Annotated in this window: 12 protein-coding genes; 9 read left to right on the top strand and 3 right to left on the bottom strand. The window is 66.8% G+C overall.

Features of this window, described 5'->3' with window-relative positions; translation table 11 throughout:
* The first annotated feature begins 23 nt into the window (after positions 1–23).
* Positions 24–1,658 carry a hypothetical protein gene (locus ACT7DK_RS15375; RefSeq protein ID WP_445400668.1) on the top strand — a complete coding sequence of 545 codons (1,635 nt, stop codon included), beginning with the start codon at positions 24–26 and terminating at the stop codon, positions 1,656–1,658.
* On the opposite strand, the gene ACT7DK_RS15370 is transcribed toward ACT7DK_RS15375, so the two are convergent.
* Positions 1,655–3,577 carry a RecQ family ATP-dependent DNA helicase gene (locus tag ACT7DK_RS15370; protein WP_445400666.1) on the bottom strand — a complete coding sequence of 641 codons (1,923 nt, stop codon included), beginning with the start codon at positions 3,575–3,577 and terminating at the stop codon, positions 1,655–1,657. The two genes, ACT7DK_RS15375 and ACT7DK_RS15370, sit on opposite strands and share 4 nt — an antisense overlap.
* A 210-nt stretch (positions 3,578–3,787) precedes the next feature.
* Entirely contained in the window at positions 3,788–4,660 is an 873-nt protein-coding gene (yghU, locus tag ACT7DK_RS15365; protein WP_445400664.1) for a glutathione-dependent disulfide-bond oxidoreductase, read from the bottom strand.
* Positions 4,661–4,891: 231 nt separating this feature from the next.
* On the opposite strand from yghU, the gene ACT7DK_RS15360 reads away from it, so the two are divergent.
* Positions 4,892–5,338 (top strand): DoxX family protein, encoded by a 447-nt coding sequence (locus tag ACT7DK_RS15360; protein WP_445400662.1) that lies wholly within the window; start codon positions 4,892–4,894, stop codon positions 5,336–5,338.
* Positions 5,339–5,347: 9 nt separating this feature from the next.
* Entirely contained in the window at positions 5,348–6,037 is a 690-nt protein-coding gene (locus ACT7DK_RS15355; RefSeq protein WP_445400660.1) for a pirin family protein, read from the top strand.
* Positions 6,038–6,039: 2 nt separating this feature from the next.
* Here the strand turns inward: ACT7DK_RS15355 and ACT7DK_RS15350 are convergent, their stop codons facing one another.
* Positions 6,040–6,966 (bottom strand): DNA-binding transcriptional regulator, encoded by a 927-nt coding sequence (locus ACT7DK_RS15350; RefSeq protein WP_445400658.1) that lies wholly within the window; start codon positions 6,964–6,966, stop codon positions 6,040–6,042.
* Between the two features lie 336 nt (positions 6,967–7,302).
* Between ACT7DK_RS15350 and ACT7DK_RS15345 the strand changes: the two genes are divergently transcribed.
* Genes ACT7DK_RS15345 through dmpG form a run of 6 tightly spaced genes read left to right on the top strand, consistent with a single transcriptional unit; the run spans position 7,303 to position 13,640 of the window.
* Positions 7,303–8,973, top strand: coding sequence for a bifunctional 3-(3-hydroxy-phenyl)propionate/3-hydroxycinnamic acid hydroxylase (locus ACT7DK_RS15345; RefSeq protein ID WP_445400657.1), 1,671 nt, complete (start codon positions 7,303–7,305; stop codon positions 8,971–8,973).
* Position 8,974: 1 nt separating this feature from the next.
* Positions 8,975–9,919, top strand: coding sequence for a 3-carboxyethylcatechol 2,3-dioxygenase (locus ACT7DK_RS15340; protein ID WP_445400656.1), 945 nt, complete (start codon positions 8,975–8,977; stop codon positions 9,917–9,919).
* Positions 9,920–9,957: 38 nt separating this feature from the next.
* Positions 9,958–10,821 (top strand): alpha/beta fold hydrolase, encoded by an 864-nt coding sequence (locus ACT7DK_RS15335; RefSeq protein WP_445400654.1) that lies wholly within the window; start codon positions 9,958–9,960, stop codon positions 10,819–10,821.
* Positions 10,822–10,843: 22 nt separating this feature from the next.
* Complete coding sequence (gene mhpD, locus ACT7DK_RS15330; protein ID WP_445400652.1) at positions 10,844–11,638, top strand: 2-keto-4-pentenoate hydratase; 795 nt, start codon at positions 10,844–10,846, stop codon at positions 11,636–11,638.
* Positions 11,639–11,662: 24 nt separating this feature from the next.
* Positions 11,663–12,598: an acetaldehyde dehydrogenase (acetylating) gene (locus ACT7DK_RS15325; RefSeq protein ID WP_445400650.1), complete on the top strand. Its 936-nt coding sequence runs from the start codon at positions 11,663–11,665 to the stop codon at positions 12,596–12,598.
* Between the two features lie 13 nt (positions 12,599–12,611).
* Positions 12,612–13,640: a 4-hydroxy-2-oxovalerate aldolase gene (gene dmpG / locus ACT7DK_RS15320; protein ID WP_445400648.1), complete on the top strand. Its 1,029-nt coding sequence runs from the start codon at positions 12,612–12,614 to the stop codon at positions 13,638–13,640.
* Positions 13,641–13,784: the final 144 nt, after the last annotated feature.

Here is a 13,784-nt window from a genome sequence, read left to right as displayed (position 1 = left end):
TCGAAAAAGGCAGGAGGTAGGGTATGAACAAGAACAGCAAACCGGGCCTGGCACTCGCCCTCGTGTTCGGCATGGTTCCCCTGGCGTTTGGGACGGGCACGACCGCATCGGGCGAACACTACGGCGAGCAGCTCGGCAAGGTCGCGTTTGTCGTGGCCTGCCAGGCGCAGGCCGCCGCCCTGGTGGAACGGGGCATGGCACTGTTGCATCACATGACCTATGAAGGCGCCGAGGCCGAGTTTGCCCGGGCCGCCGAGCTCGATCCCGGCTGCGCCATGGCTTATTGGGGGCAGGCCATGAGCTATATCCATCCGCTGTGGTCGGACCCGCCCTCCCGGGAGCGCTATCAGCAGGGGGCGGCGCTCATCGACAGGGCCGGGGCGGCGGGGGCTGCCAGCAAGCTGGAACAGGCTTTTATCGCGGCGGTGGCGGCCTACTACCGGCACGAGTGGGAGCCGGACGAGCGGCCCCGCCTGGCCAGCTTCGCCGAGGGCTGGCGCCAGGCCTACGACGCCATGCCCGAAGAGCACGAAGTCATGAGCTTTTACGCCCTGGCGCTGATCGCCACGGCGGATCCGGCGGACAAGAGCTACCGGGCCCAACTGGAGGCCGGCCGCCTGGCGGAGCAGGTACTGGCGGACAACCCCCGGCATCCGGGCGCCCACCACTACGCCATCCATGCCTATGATTATCCGCCGCTGGCGGAAAAGGCCCTGGCGGTGTCGCGGCGTTACGGCGAGGTGGCGCCGGAGGTGCCCCACGCCTTGCATATGCCGTCCCATATCTTTACCCGCGCCGGCCTGTGGCAGGAGTCCATCGGCTGGAACCGGGCCTCGGCCGAGGCGGCCCTCAAGCACCCGTTCGGGGACGCAGTCTCCTTCCACTATCTGCATGCCCTGGATTACCTGGTGTATGCCCATCTGCAGGGCGCCGAGTACGGCAAGGCCGAGCAGGAGCTGGCGCGGATCACCGGCATAAATGGTCCCATCCAGGCCCATGCCGCCTCCGCCTATACCCTGGCGGCGGCCCCGGCGCGGCTGGCCCTGGAACGGCAACAGTGGGAGCAGGCCGCCAGGCTGGAGCCCCGCACCCCGGCGGATTTTCCCTGGGAGCGATTCCCGGCCATGGAGGCCATCAGCCACTTCGCCAAGGCCCTGGGTGCCGCCCATATGGGTGAACCGCAACTGGCGCGGGACGCCATCGCCCGCCTGGGCGAACTGCGGGAGGCCGCGGCGACCACCTCGCCTTACTGGGCCAGGCAGGTCGAAATCCAGCAAAAGGCGGCCGAGGCCTGGCTGATGTTCCTGCAGGGGAACAAGGAGGAAGGCCTGCAACGGATGCGCGCCGCCGCCGAACTGGAAGCCGGCACCGAGAAGCACCCGGTCACGCCGGGTGAGGTGCTGCCGGCCCGTGAGCTGTTCGGCGACATGCTGCTGGAGCTGGAGATGTACAGCGAGGCCAGGGCCGAATACGAGGCGGCGCTGGCGCGCTCGGCCAACCGCTTCAACAGCCTGTACGGCGCCGGCCGGGCCGCCGAGCTGGCCGGTGACCGGGAGGGCGCCGCCGGCTACTATCGGCGGCTGGTCGAGCTGGCCGCCCAGGCGGATACCAAGCCGGCGCGGCTGAACGCGGCCAGGCAGTTCCTGGCCCGGCCTTAGCCGGCGGGGGGACTGGCCAGCAACTGTGCCACCTCCCCGAACCGCTGCCGCTCCAGGGCGCCGAAGCCGGGCTTGCCCCTGGCCTTGAGCCGGTTGAGCAGGGGCGTGCTGATGCCGCACAGGAAGCAGGCCAGGCTGTGGGTGCTGAGCGGGGTACCATCCTCCTGTTGCAGCACCCGGCACCACTGCTCCAGTTGGGCTGGTGCGGGCAGGGGCGGCAACGCCGGGGGCGGCAGCCGGGCGGGCCGGCCGGCGCACACCGAGCAGTGGCCACAACGGACCGGGGCCTGGTGATCGGCGAAATAGCCGGCCAGGCGCCGGCTCAGGCAGTCGTCGCTCTCGAAGAAGTCGATCATCTCCTCCAGCCGGCTGAGCTCGCTGCGCTCCTTCTGCCGGAAGAGGGCATGCAGCCGCGCGGCTTCCGCCTCCGGATCGAAACCGGACTGCAGCACCCGGTACACCTCGATCATCTGTTTGCTTTCCAGGCTGATCCAGCCCTGTTGGTGCAGGTAGTCGAGGGCGCGGATCACCCGCTGCCGCTCGCCGCCGGCGCGCTGCCGGATGGCCTCGAAATTCACCTGGCACCAGCTGCGGGCCTGGGGCGAACCGTCGAACAACTGCCGCAGAAAGGCCTGGCGCTCGCCCTGGAAGGCGGCGAGGATCTCCTCGCGCGGCCTGAGGAACTTGAAACGATAGTCGGCGAAATAGCTGTATTGCGGCTCGATAATGCCGTCCAGCTCCAGGTACACCAGCAGCGTCTTGAGCGGCAGCAGGCGGATGTTGGTGGCGTTGGAGAGCCGCAGCGGCATCAGCTCCCACTGAGGGCCGGCCTGCTGCAGTTCCCCGAGCAGGGCGCGGATGGCGGCGGGCTCGGGGGTGTCGCCGTAGACGAAGTTTTCCAGCACGTTGAGCCCGGCCCGGTTGCCCAGCAGGGTGCAGGTGGAAGGGTTGCCGTCGCGCCCGGCCCGGCCGATCTCCTGGCTGTAGTTCTCGATGGACTTGGGCAGATCGTAGTGGATCACCCGGCGGATATCGGCCTTGTCCACTCCCATGCCGAAGGCGATGGTGGCGACGATGCAGGGAACCCGCCCCTGCATGAAATCCTGCTGCAGTTGCTTGCGCAGATCCTGCTCCAGGCCGGCGTGGTAGGCCCGGGCGGGGATGCCGGCCGCCGCCAGGCGCTCGGCCAGCTGCTCGGCGCTGTGCTGCAGGGTCACGTAGACGATGGTGGGCGAGCGGGGCTTTGCCGCCAGCAACTGCTGCAGGGCGGCGGCCTTGTCCTGCTCTTCCACCGGCAGCACCTGCAACTGCAGGTTGGGCCGGTAGAAGCCGGTGATCACCACATTTTCCTTAGGGATCGCGAATTTTTGCTGCATATCCTCGATGACCCTGGGGGTGGCGGTGGCGGTGAGCAACAGCACCTGGGGAATGGCGAGCTGCTGGCGGTACTGGGGCAGCTTGAGGTAGTCGGGGCGGAAGTTGTGGCCCCATTCGGAGATGCAATGGGCCTCGTCCACCACCAGCAGCGACAGCGGTACCCGGCCGATAAACTGGCGGAAGCGCTCGTTCTTCAGCCGCTCCACCGAGATCATCAGGATCTTGATGCGGCCCTCGCTCACCTCCTGCATCACCCGCCGGCTCTCTTCCCAGCCCTGGCTGGAGTCGATGCTGGCGGCGGGAATGTTCAGCCGGCGCAGAAAGGCCAGCTGATCCTGCATCAGCGCCAGCAGGGGCGAGATCACCAGGGTCAGGTGCGGCAGCAGCAGCGCCGGCAACTGGTAGCACAGCGACTTGCCCGAGCCGGTGGGAAAGATGGCCGCCGCCGACCGGCCGGCCAGCAACTGCTCTATCACCTGCTGCTGGCCCGGGCGCAGCGAGGAAAAACCAAAGGTCTGTTGCAGGGTGTGGTGGAGGTTCATGGGCGGAAACCTGAATGTGCTGAACATTGAAGCTTGCAGCGTGTCTTCTTGTTTCGCAACCCAGGGCGGCTAATTTCCCCCGTTTGGGGGATATGACCGGCAGAAACTGGTCAACCAACAGCACTAGAGGGGATTGGAACACCAGGATCGTGCAGATAATCAGCGAAAAGGCTGAGGCGCCCCGGCAAGGGGCGCTCGTTATCCTTTCCTTCAGCCCTGCTCCAGCTTGTCCTGGGTTTTCAGCTCGAAGTCGCTGGCGTCGTGGCGCTCGTGCAACTGCTCCTCGAGCGGGCCCGAAGTCCGGTTGACCATGCGCCCGCGCCGCACGGCGGGACGCCGGGCGATGGCGTCGGCCCAGCGTTGCACATGGGGATACTCCTGGGCCGAGAGGAACTGGGCCGCCTCGTAGACCTGGTTGCGCACCAGACCGCCGTACCAGGGCCAGATGGCCATGTCGGCGATGCTGTATTCCTCGCTGGCGATGTAGGGGCTTTCGGCCAGCCGCCGGTTCAGCACGTCCAGCTGGCGCTTCACCTCCATGGCGTAGCGGTTGATGGGGTATTCGTACTTCTCCGGGGCATAGGCGTAGAAGTGGCCGAAACCGCCGCCCAGGATGGGGGCGCTGCCCATCTGCCAGAACAGCCAGGACAGGCACTCGGTGCGCCCGGTGGGATCTTGGGGGATAAAGGCGCCGAACTTTTCCGCCAGGTACAGCAGGATGGCGCCGGATTCGAATACCCGTTGCGGCGGCTGAACGCCATGATCGACCAGGGCCGGTATCTTGGAGTTGGGGTTGACCGCCACGAAGCCGCTGCCGAACTGATCGCCCTCGCCGATGCGGATCAGGTGGGCGTCGTACTCGGCGCCCTCGAACCCCAGCGCCAGCAGTTCTTCCAGCATGATGGTGACCTTGACCCCGTTGGGGGTGGCCAGGGAGTAGAGCTGCAGCGGGTGCTTGCCTACCGGCAGGGCCCGGTCGTGGGTGGCGCCGGCCACGGGCCTGTTGATATGGGCGAAGGCGCCGCCGCTGGGGGCTTCCCATTTCCACACTTTGGGGGGAACGTAGGGGGTATCGCTCATCATGGAGTCCTCATCTGATGGTTGAATGAGTCAGTGTATCAGGCTTTGACGGCGGTCGCGGCCGTCCCGGACGCCTGCACTCTCGTTATTTCAAAAAATTTAAACAACCCTGCCAAATCATTCCGATTTTATCCCTTAATCGGCTTCATTAGACTGGCTCCAAGTTCAACGAACGCCCTGATGGCGGGCGTTAAAACCCACAAGTTTATTTCAAATTTTATGAAGAGGTGATTTATGAACAAGGCGACCCTGATCTCCGTACTCCAGTCCAAGTCCGGTTGGGCACCCCTGGCGCTGCGGCTGCCGGTGGGCATCATCTTCATGGCCCACGGCGCCCAGAAGCTGTTCGGCTGGTTCGGCGGCTACGGCCTGGAGGGCACCGGCCAGTGGATGGCCTCCATCGGGCTGGAGCCGGGGGTGCTGATGGCCTTCCTGGCCGGGGCGGGCGAGTTCTTCGGCGGGCTCTTTATCCTGCTCGGGCTGCTGACCCGGCCGGCGGCGCTGACCCTGGCCGTGACCATGCTGGTGGCCATCTTCGCGGTGCACGTCGAGAATGGCCTGTTCATGAGCAACGGCGGTTACGAATTCGGGCTGGCGCTGCTGGCGGCCTCGGTCTCCCTGCTGTTTTCCGGCGCCGGCAAACTGGGCCTGGACCAGGCCCTGGCACAACGTCTGAATTGAGGAGGAGCCATGATCAGCATCAGAAAGGCGGATGAGCGGGGCAGGGCCAACTTCGGTTGGCTCCACAGCCAACACACTTTTTCCTTCGGCAGCTACTACGATCCGGCGCAGATGGGCTTCTCCCGGCTGCGGGTGATCAACGACGACGCGGTGGCGCCGGGGGCGGGCTTCGACACCCACGGCCACCGGGACATGGAGATCATCAGCTATGTGCTGGAGGGCAGCATCGCCCACAAGGACAGCTCCGGCCACGAGGAAATACTGAGCGCGGGGGAATTCCAGCTGATGTCCGCCGGCAGCGGCATTCTGCACAGCGAGTTCAATCCGTCCAGCAGCAGGCCGCTGAAGTTCCTGCAGATCTGGATAGAGCCCAACGCCAGCGGCGGCAAGCCCGGCTACCAGCAGAAGGACTTCGGCCGCGCGCCTGGCCTGACCCTGGTGGTCAGTCCGGACGGCGCCGAAGACTCGCTGGTGATCAAACAGGACGCCCGCCTGTACCAGCTGTGGCTGGGGCAGGGAAAAGAGGCCGGGCTGGAACTGGCTCCGGGGCGAAAGGCCTGGGTGCAGCTGGTGGAAGGGGAGCTGGTCGTCAACGGCGAGCGGCTGGCCCCCGGCGACGGCGCCGCCTTGAGCGGCAAAGCGCAGTTGAGCTTCAGCGCCGCCCAGCCGGTGCGGGCCCTGGTGTTCGACCTGCCCTGAACCTAGTCCGACGATGTTTCACCCCGCCCGGCCTCGGTGCCGGGCGGCGGCGTATCCGGCGTCTGCGCTTCACCGCCGGCCAGCGGAGTGTCGCCCGCTTCCGGCCGCTCAGTGTCTTCCCGTTGCCGCCGCTCGGCATCCTGTTGTTCCAGCTGCTGCTCTATCTGGCCGACCATGCCCCTCATACTGCCCAGGTAACGCCGGGCGGCTTCCTCGATGGTCATGGCCTTGGCGATATAAATCAGGCTGAGGCAGCCCAGCACCTGCTCGCCGTGGCGGATGGGCACGGCGATGGCGCCGATTTTCTCCTCCTCACCCCATTCCCCGTAGTTGGCGCCGTAGCCGTTGGCCCGGGTCTGGCGGATCAGCTTGTCCACCCAGATGCGGTTGCGGGCCAGCCGGCCCTGGGTATCGTCACGGGAGGCCAGCAGCGCCAGTATGCTCTCCCGCTCGGCGTCGGGGCAGTGGGCGATATAGGCCCGGCCGGCGGCGGTCTGCAGCAGCGGCAGCCGCCGGCCCACCATGGAGCGGTGGAACGACAGCCGGCTGAAACGGTGGGTGGTTTCCCGGATCACCATGGCGTCCACGTCCAGGGTGGTGATGTCGGTGGGCCAGACCACCTCCTGCAGCAACTGGCCGAGCAGGGGGGCCGCCAGCTGGGAAATCCACTGCTCGTCGCGAAAGCCCTCGCTCAGCTCCCGCACCTTGATGCTCAGCCGGTAGCCGTCGTCGGACTCGCTGCGCCGCACATAGCCTTCGTTTTGCAGGGTTTCGAGCAGGCGGCGCACCGTGGTGCGGTGCAGGCCGGTGGCGTCGGCGAGCTGGCCGATGCGGGCGCCGCCGTCGAAACGGTTGAGGCTGTTGAGCAGGTCCAGGCCCCGGATCAAGCCGCGCACCGCCTTGTAATCGCTCTTGTTATCGCCACTCATCTATAAAAATCCTTAATAAACAAATGTGTGCACCTAGTGCACGATCGGGCGGTTTTTCATTGCCGCAATTCTGGCGGCTTTTTATACTCGGTCCATTGGTCAAGGAGTGCAACAAGGGAGAAACAATTATGCAAGGTTACATCGCCTATTGTTACAACCCGCGCCGGGGCTGGCCCTGACCGGCTCCCAATGATGACCGCCTCCGGGCTCCGCGCCCGAGTTTAGCAACCCATTCAAGACCCTGACAGCAAGGTTCCGCCCGCCGGAGCCGACGGGCAAGGCTTGCCCGCTGCCGGACGAAAGGCATCAAGTTTCACCGATTCAGGAGTGAAGAACGTGACAGCAACAACCCATACAACCCCGGGCCCCGACGCCCGTTTCGACGCCGACGTGGTGATTGCCGGCGCCGGCCCGGTCGGACTGATGATTGCCAACTACCTGGGGCACTGCGGTGTCGAGGTCATGGTGGTGGAAAAACTGGATACCCTGATCGACTTTCCCCGTGCCATCGGGCTGGATGACGAAAGCCTGCGTACCTTCCAGGCGGTGGATCTCGCCGAGCAGGTGCTGCCCCACACCACCCCCATGCACGCCATGCGCTTCCTCACGCCCAAGGGGCGTTGCTTCGCCGACATCCAGCCCAACACCGACGAGTTCGGCTGGCCGCGCCGCAACGCCTTTATCCAGCCCCTGGCGGACAAGGTGCTGTACGACGGCCTGGCCCGCTTCGACAAGGTCAGGGTGTTGTTCTCCCGCGATCTGCAGGCGTTTAGCCAGGATGGGGAAGGGGTCAGCCTGACGCTGGCCGGTCCCCAGGGGGAAGAGCGGCTGCGCGCCCGCTATCTGGTGGCCTGCGACGGCGGCAACAGCCTGGTGCGCCGCACCCTGGACATCAGTTTCGACGGCAAGACGGCGCCCAACCAGTGGATAGTGATCGACGTGCGCAACGATCCCCTGGGCACCCCCAATATCTACATGTGCTGCGACGCCGAGCGGCCCTATGTGTCCGCGGCCCTGCCCCACGGCATCCGCCGTTTCGAGTTCATGGTGATGCCGGGCGAAACCGAGGAACAACTGAGCCGGCCGGAAGAGCTGCAACGGCTGCTGGCCAAGGTGCTGCCGGATCCGACCCGGGTCGATGTCATCCGCCAGCGGGTCTACACCCACAACGCCCGACTGGCCGGCGAATTCCGCCGCGGTCGTATCCTGCTGGCCGGTGACGCCGCCCACATCATGCCGGTGTGGCAGGGGCAGGGCTACAACAGCGGCATGCGCGACGCCAGCAACCTGGCGTGGAAGCTGGCGCTGGTGGTCCAGGGCCTGGCCGGCGACGAACTGCTCGACAGCTACCAGCAGGAACGCCGGGATCACGCCAGGGCGATGATCGATCTGTCGGTCACCGCCGGCCATGTGCTGGCGCCGCCGAAGAAGTGGCAGGCCCGCCTGCGCGACGGCATCTCCTGGCTGCTCAACTACATACCGCCGGTCAAGCGCTACTTCCTGGAAATGCGCTTCAAGCCCATGCCCCAGTATCGCCAGGGGGTGCTGGTCGAGCCGACGCCCAAGCTGAAGCCGTCGCCGGTGGGCAAGCTGTTCATCCAGCCCAGGGTACGGCTGGGCGAGCAGGTGCTGCTGCTGGACGAGGTGATCGGCCGCCGTTTCGCGGTCATCGCCTGGGGCACGGATCCCACCTATGGCCTGAGCGCGGAAGAGCTGGCTCACTGGCGGCGCCTCGGCACCTGCTTTATTCAGGTGGTGCCCTCGGTGCAGTTGCAGGCCGAGGCCCGCCTGGCGGAAGGGGTCATTCGTATCGGCGACGAGAGCGGGCGACTCAAGGAATGGTTCGGCCGCTACCCGGCCTCCATAGCAGTGCTGCGCCCGGATCGCTTCGTGGCCGGCATCGCCATTCCCCAGACCCTGGAGCTCCTTTGCCGGCAACTGCGCCAGGCGCTCAAGGCCAAGGCACAACCCCAACAGGCGCCGGCCGCGGCGCGCAAGGTGGCCTGAGATGAGTGTTTATCTGCATTGCCTGTCCCACACCCCGCTGATCGGTCATGTGGATCCCGCGCCCGCCGTGGTGGCGGAGGTGGACGCCACCATCACCGCGGCGCGGGAGCGCATCGCCCGCTTCGATCCCGAGCTGGTGATCCTGTTCTCGCCGGATCATTACAACGGCTTCTTCTACGACATCATGCCGTCCTTCTGCATCGGCATGGCAGCCCGGGCCATCGGTGACTTCGGCACCGCCGCCGGCGCGCTGCCGGTGCCCCGGGCGCTGGCGGAAGACTGCGCCCGCAGCGTGCTGGCCCAGGGTGTCGACGCCGCCGTGTCCTACCGCATGCAGGTGGATCACGGCTTCGCCCAGCCGCTGGAATTCCTGCTGGGCAGCATCGATCGGGTGCCGGTGATCCCGGTGTTCATCAACTCGGTAGCTGTGCCCCTGCCCGGTTTCCGGCGCGCCCGCCTGCTGGGCGAGGCCATCGGCCGGTTCGCCCGCTCACTGGACAAGCGGGTGCTGCTGCTCGGATCCGGCGGCCTGTCGCACCAGCCGCCGGTGCCGGAGCTGGCCACCGCCAACGAGCACCTGGCCGACCGGCTCAAGGGCAGCGGCCGTGACCTGCCGGTGGCGGAACGCGAGGCCCGCACCCAGCGGGTGATAGCGGCGGCGCGGGCCTTCGTCGAGGACCAGCACAGCCTGTACCCGCTCAATCCCGAGTGGGATCGGCAGTTTATGGCCACCCTGGCGGAAGGCCGCCTGGCTGAGCTGGACGGGCTCGGCAACGAGGAACTGTCGGCCCTGGCCGGCAAGTCGGCCAACGAGGTCAAGACCTGGGTGGCGGCCTTCGCCGCACTCTCGGCCTATGGCCCCTATGGGGCGGACCACGGCTACTACCGCGCCATCCCCGAGTGGATCGCCGGCTTCGGCTCGCTCAGCGCGGCGCCGCTGCGCTGAACCGTTTTTCTTAATTCAACGACCACAGGAACCAGACTATGACAAGCCAACATCTTACCGAAGCCGTCACCAGCCGTTTCGTCCGCATCCGGGAAGGCGATCTCGACCTGCAACTGCACTACAACGACTGCGGCCAGGGTGACCGGGTGGTGGTCATGCTGCACGGCTCCGGCCCCGGCGCCAGCGGCTGGGCCAACTTCAACCGCAATGTCGCTCCCCTGGTGGAGGCCGGCTTCCGGGTGATACTGCTGGACTGCCCGGGCTGGAGCAAGAGCGACAGCATCGTCTGCGAGGGCTCCCGCTCCGATCTCAACGCCACCGCCCTCAAGGGGCTGCTGGACGCCCTCGACATTGAAAAGGTGGACATCCTCGGCAACTCCATGGGCGGCCACAGCGCCGTGGCCTTCGCTCTGCGCTATCCGGAGCGGGTTGGCAAGCTGGTACTGATGGGCGGCGGCACCGGCGGCGCCAGCCTGTTCACCCCTATGCCCACCGAAGGCATCAAGCGTCTGCAGGGCCTCTACCGCGCCCCGACCATCGACAACCTCAAGGCGATGATGGAGATCTTCGTCTACGACACCTCGGATCTCACCGAGGAGCTGTTCCAGGCCCGGCTCGACAACATGCTGGCGCGCCGGGATCACCTGGATAACTTCGTCAAGAGCATCGCGGCCAACCCCAAGCAGTTCCCGGATTTCAGCCCGCGACTGGGGGAAATTACCGCCGAGACTCTGGTGATCTGGGGCCGGCAGGATCGCTTCGTGCCCATGGACACAGGCCTGCGCCTGGTGGCCGGCCTGCCCAACGCCGAGCTGCACCTGTTCAACCGCTGCGGCCACTGGGCCCAGTGGGAGCACGCCGACAAGTTCAACCGCATGGTGCTGGACTTCCTGACCCACTGATCGCCCGAGAGAGGGAAAACCGATGAACCCGAATCAAGAAACTCTGGAACAACTGGCCGGCGCCCTGCGCCGGGCCGAGGCCGAGGGCCAGCCCCTGGCGCCGCTGCGTGAATACATAGGAGAGGGCAACGCCGAGGCGGCCTACGCCATCCAGCGCATCAACGTGGCCCAGGGTGTGGCCGGCGGGCGCCGGGTGGTCGGCCGCAAGATCGGCCTGACCAACCCCAAGGTGCAGCGGCAGCTGGGGGTGGACCAGCCCGATTTCGGCACCCTGTTCGCCGACATGGGCTATGGCGACAACGAGACGGTGCCCTTCGGCCGGGTTCTGCAACCCAAGATAGAGGCAGAAATCGCCCTGATCCTGGAGCGGGATCTGCCGGCGGCCGACACCACCTTCGCCGAGCTGCTGGCCGCCACCGGCTGGGTATTGCCGGCGCTGGAGATCGTCGGCAGCCGGGTGCGCGACTGGGACATCCGCTTCGTCGACACCGTGGCCGACAACGCCTCCAGCGGCCTGTTCGTGCTGGGCGGCCCGGCCCGCCGGTCGGACGGCCTGGATCTGCGTGCCGCCAGCATGCGCATGACCCGCAACGGCGAGGAAGTGTCCGCCGGCAGCGGTGCCGAATGCCTGGGCCATCCGCTCAACGCCGCCGTCTGGCTGGCGCGCACCATGAGCCGGCTGGGCGAGCCGCTGCGCGCCGGCGACCTGATCCTGACCGGGGCCCTGGGGCCCATGGCCCCGGTGGCGGCGGGGGATCGCTTTGAAGCCCAGATCGACGGCATCGGCCAGGTAGCCGTGAACTTCGGTCGGGACTGAACCCATTACAGAGGGGAAGAGGAAATGAACAAACTGAAAGCGGCCATCATCGGCTCGGGCAATATCGGCACCGACCTGATGATCAAGATCTTGCGCCAGGGCCAACAGCTGGAGATGGGCGTCATGGTCGGCATCGACCCGGCCTCCGACGGCCTGGCCCGTGCTGCCCGCATGGGGGTGGCCACCACCCACGAAGGGGTGGACGGCCTGGTAGCGATGCCCGAGTTCGCCGACATCGAGGTGGTGTTCGACGCCACCTCCGCCGGCGCCCACATCAGGAACGACGCCCTGCTGCGCAAGTACAAGCCGGGCATCAAGGTGGTCGACCTGACTCCCGCGGCCATCGGTCCCTACTGCGTGCCGGTGGTGAACCTGGAGCAGTGTCTGGCCGAGGGCAACGTCAACATGGTCACCTGCGGCGGCCAGGCCACCATACCGGTGGTGGCGGCGGTATCCCGGGTAGCCAAGGTGCACTACGCCGAGATAGTGGCGTCCATCAGCAGCAAGTCCGCCGGTCCCGGCACCCGCGCCAATATCGACGAGTTCACCGAGACCACCTCCAGGGCCATCGAGCAGGTGGGCGGGGCGGCCAGGGGCAAGGCCATCATCGTGCTCAACCCGGCGGAGCCGCCGCTGATGATGCGCGATACCGTCTATGTGCTGTCCGAAGCCACCGACCAGGCCGAGGTGGCGGCCTCCATCGAGGAGATGGTGGCGGCGGTGCAGGGCTATGTGCCGGGCTACCGGCTCAAGCAGCGGGTGCAGTTCGAGGTCATCCCGGCCGAGGCGCCGCTGCACATCCCCGGTTTGGGGGACTTCAGCGGTCTCAAGACCGCGGTGTTCCTCGAGGTGGAAGGGGCGGCCCACTACCTGCCGGCCTATGCCGGCAACCTGGATATCATGACCTCCGCCGCCCTGGCCACCGCCGAACGGATGGCCCGGTCCCAGCTCAACGCCTGAGGAGGAACTTCGGATGAGCATACAACACGGCAAGAAACTCTATATCTCCGACGTGACCCTGCGCGACGGCAGCCACGCGGTGCGTCACCAGTATTCCCTGGACCAGGTGCGGACCATCGCCCGGGCCCTGGACGCGGCGCGGGTGGACAGCATCGAGGTGGCCCACGGCGACGGCCTGCAGGGTTCGAGCTTCAACTACGGCTTCGGTGCCCACACCGATCTGGAATGGATAGCGGCGGTGGCGGAGGAAGTGACGCACGCCAGGGTGGCGACCCTGTTGCTGCCTGGCATCGGCACCGTGCACGACCTGGATAACGCCTACCGGGCCGGGGCGCGGGTGGTGCGGGTGGCGACCCACTGCACCGAGGCGGACGTGTCGCGCCAGCATATCGAGCACGCGCGCCGGCTGGGCATGGACACCGTCGGCTTTTTGATGATGAGCCACCTGACCAGCCCCGGCAACCTGGCGCTGGAGGCGAAGAAGATGGAGGACTACGGCGCCACCTGCATTTACATCGTCGACTCGGGCGGCGCCATGACCATGCAGGACGTGCGCGACCGCTTCCGGGCGGTGAAGGCGGTGCTCAAGCCGGAGACCGAGACCGGCATCCATGCCCACCACAACCTGAGCCTGGGAGTGGCCAACAGCATGGTGGCGGTGGAAGAGGGCTGTGATCGCATCGACGCCAGCCTGGCGGGAATGGGCGCGGGGGCCGGCAACGCACCGCTGGAGGTGTTTATCGCGGCCGCCGAGCGCTTGGGCTGGCACCACGGCACCGACCTCGCCACCCTGATGGACGCGGCGGACGATCTGGTGCGGCCGTTGCAGGACCGACCGGTGCGGGTGGATCGGGAGACGCTGGCGCTGGGGTACGCCGGTGTTTATTCGAGCTTCTTGCGCCACGCCGAAACGGCGGCGCGGCGCTATGGCCTGAAGACGGCGGACATCCTGCTGGAGCTGGGCAAGCGGCGCATGGTGGGTGGCCAGGAAGACATGATAGTGGACGTCGCCCTGGACATGCTGGCGGCACGCCAGGGATAAGCCGAACCGCGCCTCGGGCGGATGATGGGCCCGGGCCCGCGACTCCTTTAGTGGAGCCGCAGGCCCGGGCTTTTTTGGTTTTGCTTGCGCCGGCGGCGGTGTGCCGAGGTGCGCTCCCTCCCCGTCGGGTGAAGCAAAGGCTTC

The sequence above is a fragment of the Zobellella sp. An-6 genome (assembly GCF_052487945.1).
Note: the sequence above shows the minus strand (reverse complement) of the source record. Positions and strands in the feature narration are given on the sequence as shown.

Coding starts and splice junctions, on each gene's coding strand:
- ACT7DK_RS15375 (WP_445400668.1), top strand. CDS start 24: ATGAACAAGAACAGCAAACCGGGCCTGGCACTCGCCCTCGTGTTCGGC.
- ACT7DK_RS15370 (WP_445400666.1), bottom strand. CDS start 3,577: ATGAACCTCCACCACACCCTGCAACAGACCTTTGGTTTTTCCTCGCTG.
- yghU (WP_445400664.1), bottom strand. CDS start 4,660: ATGATGAGCGATACCCCCTACGTTCCCCCCAAAGTGTGGAAATGGGAA.
- ACT7DK_RS15360 (WP_445400662.1), top strand. CDS start 4,892: ATGAACAAGGCGACCCTGATCTCCGTACTCCAGTCCAAGTCCGGTTGG.
- ACT7DK_RS15355 (WP_445400660.1), top strand. CDS start 5,348: ATGATCAGCATCAGAAAGGCGGATGAGCGGGGCAGGGCCAACTTCGGT.
- ACT7DK_RS15350 (WP_445400658.1), bottom strand. CDS start 6,966: ATGAGTGGCGATAACAAGAGCGATTACAAGGCGGTGCGCGGCTTGATC.
- ACT7DK_RS15340 (WP_445400656.1), top strand. CDS start 8,975: ATGAGTGTTTATCTGCATTGCCTGTCCCACACCCCGCTGATCGGTCAT.
- ACT7DK_RS15335 (WP_445400654.1), top strand. CDS start 9,958: ATGACAAGCCAACATCTTACCGAAGCCGTCACCAGCCGTTTCGTCCGC.
- mhpD (WP_445400652.1), top strand. CDS start 10,844: ATGAACCCGAATCAAGAAACTCTGGAACAACTGGCCGGCGCCCTGCGC.
- ACT7DK_RS15325 (WP_445400650.1), top strand. CDS start 11,663: ATGAACAAACTGAAAGCGGCCATCATCGGCTCGGGCAATATCGGCACC.
- dmpG (WP_445400648.1), top strand. CDS start 12,612: ATGAGCATACAACACGGCAAGAAACTCTATATCTCCGACGTGACCCTG.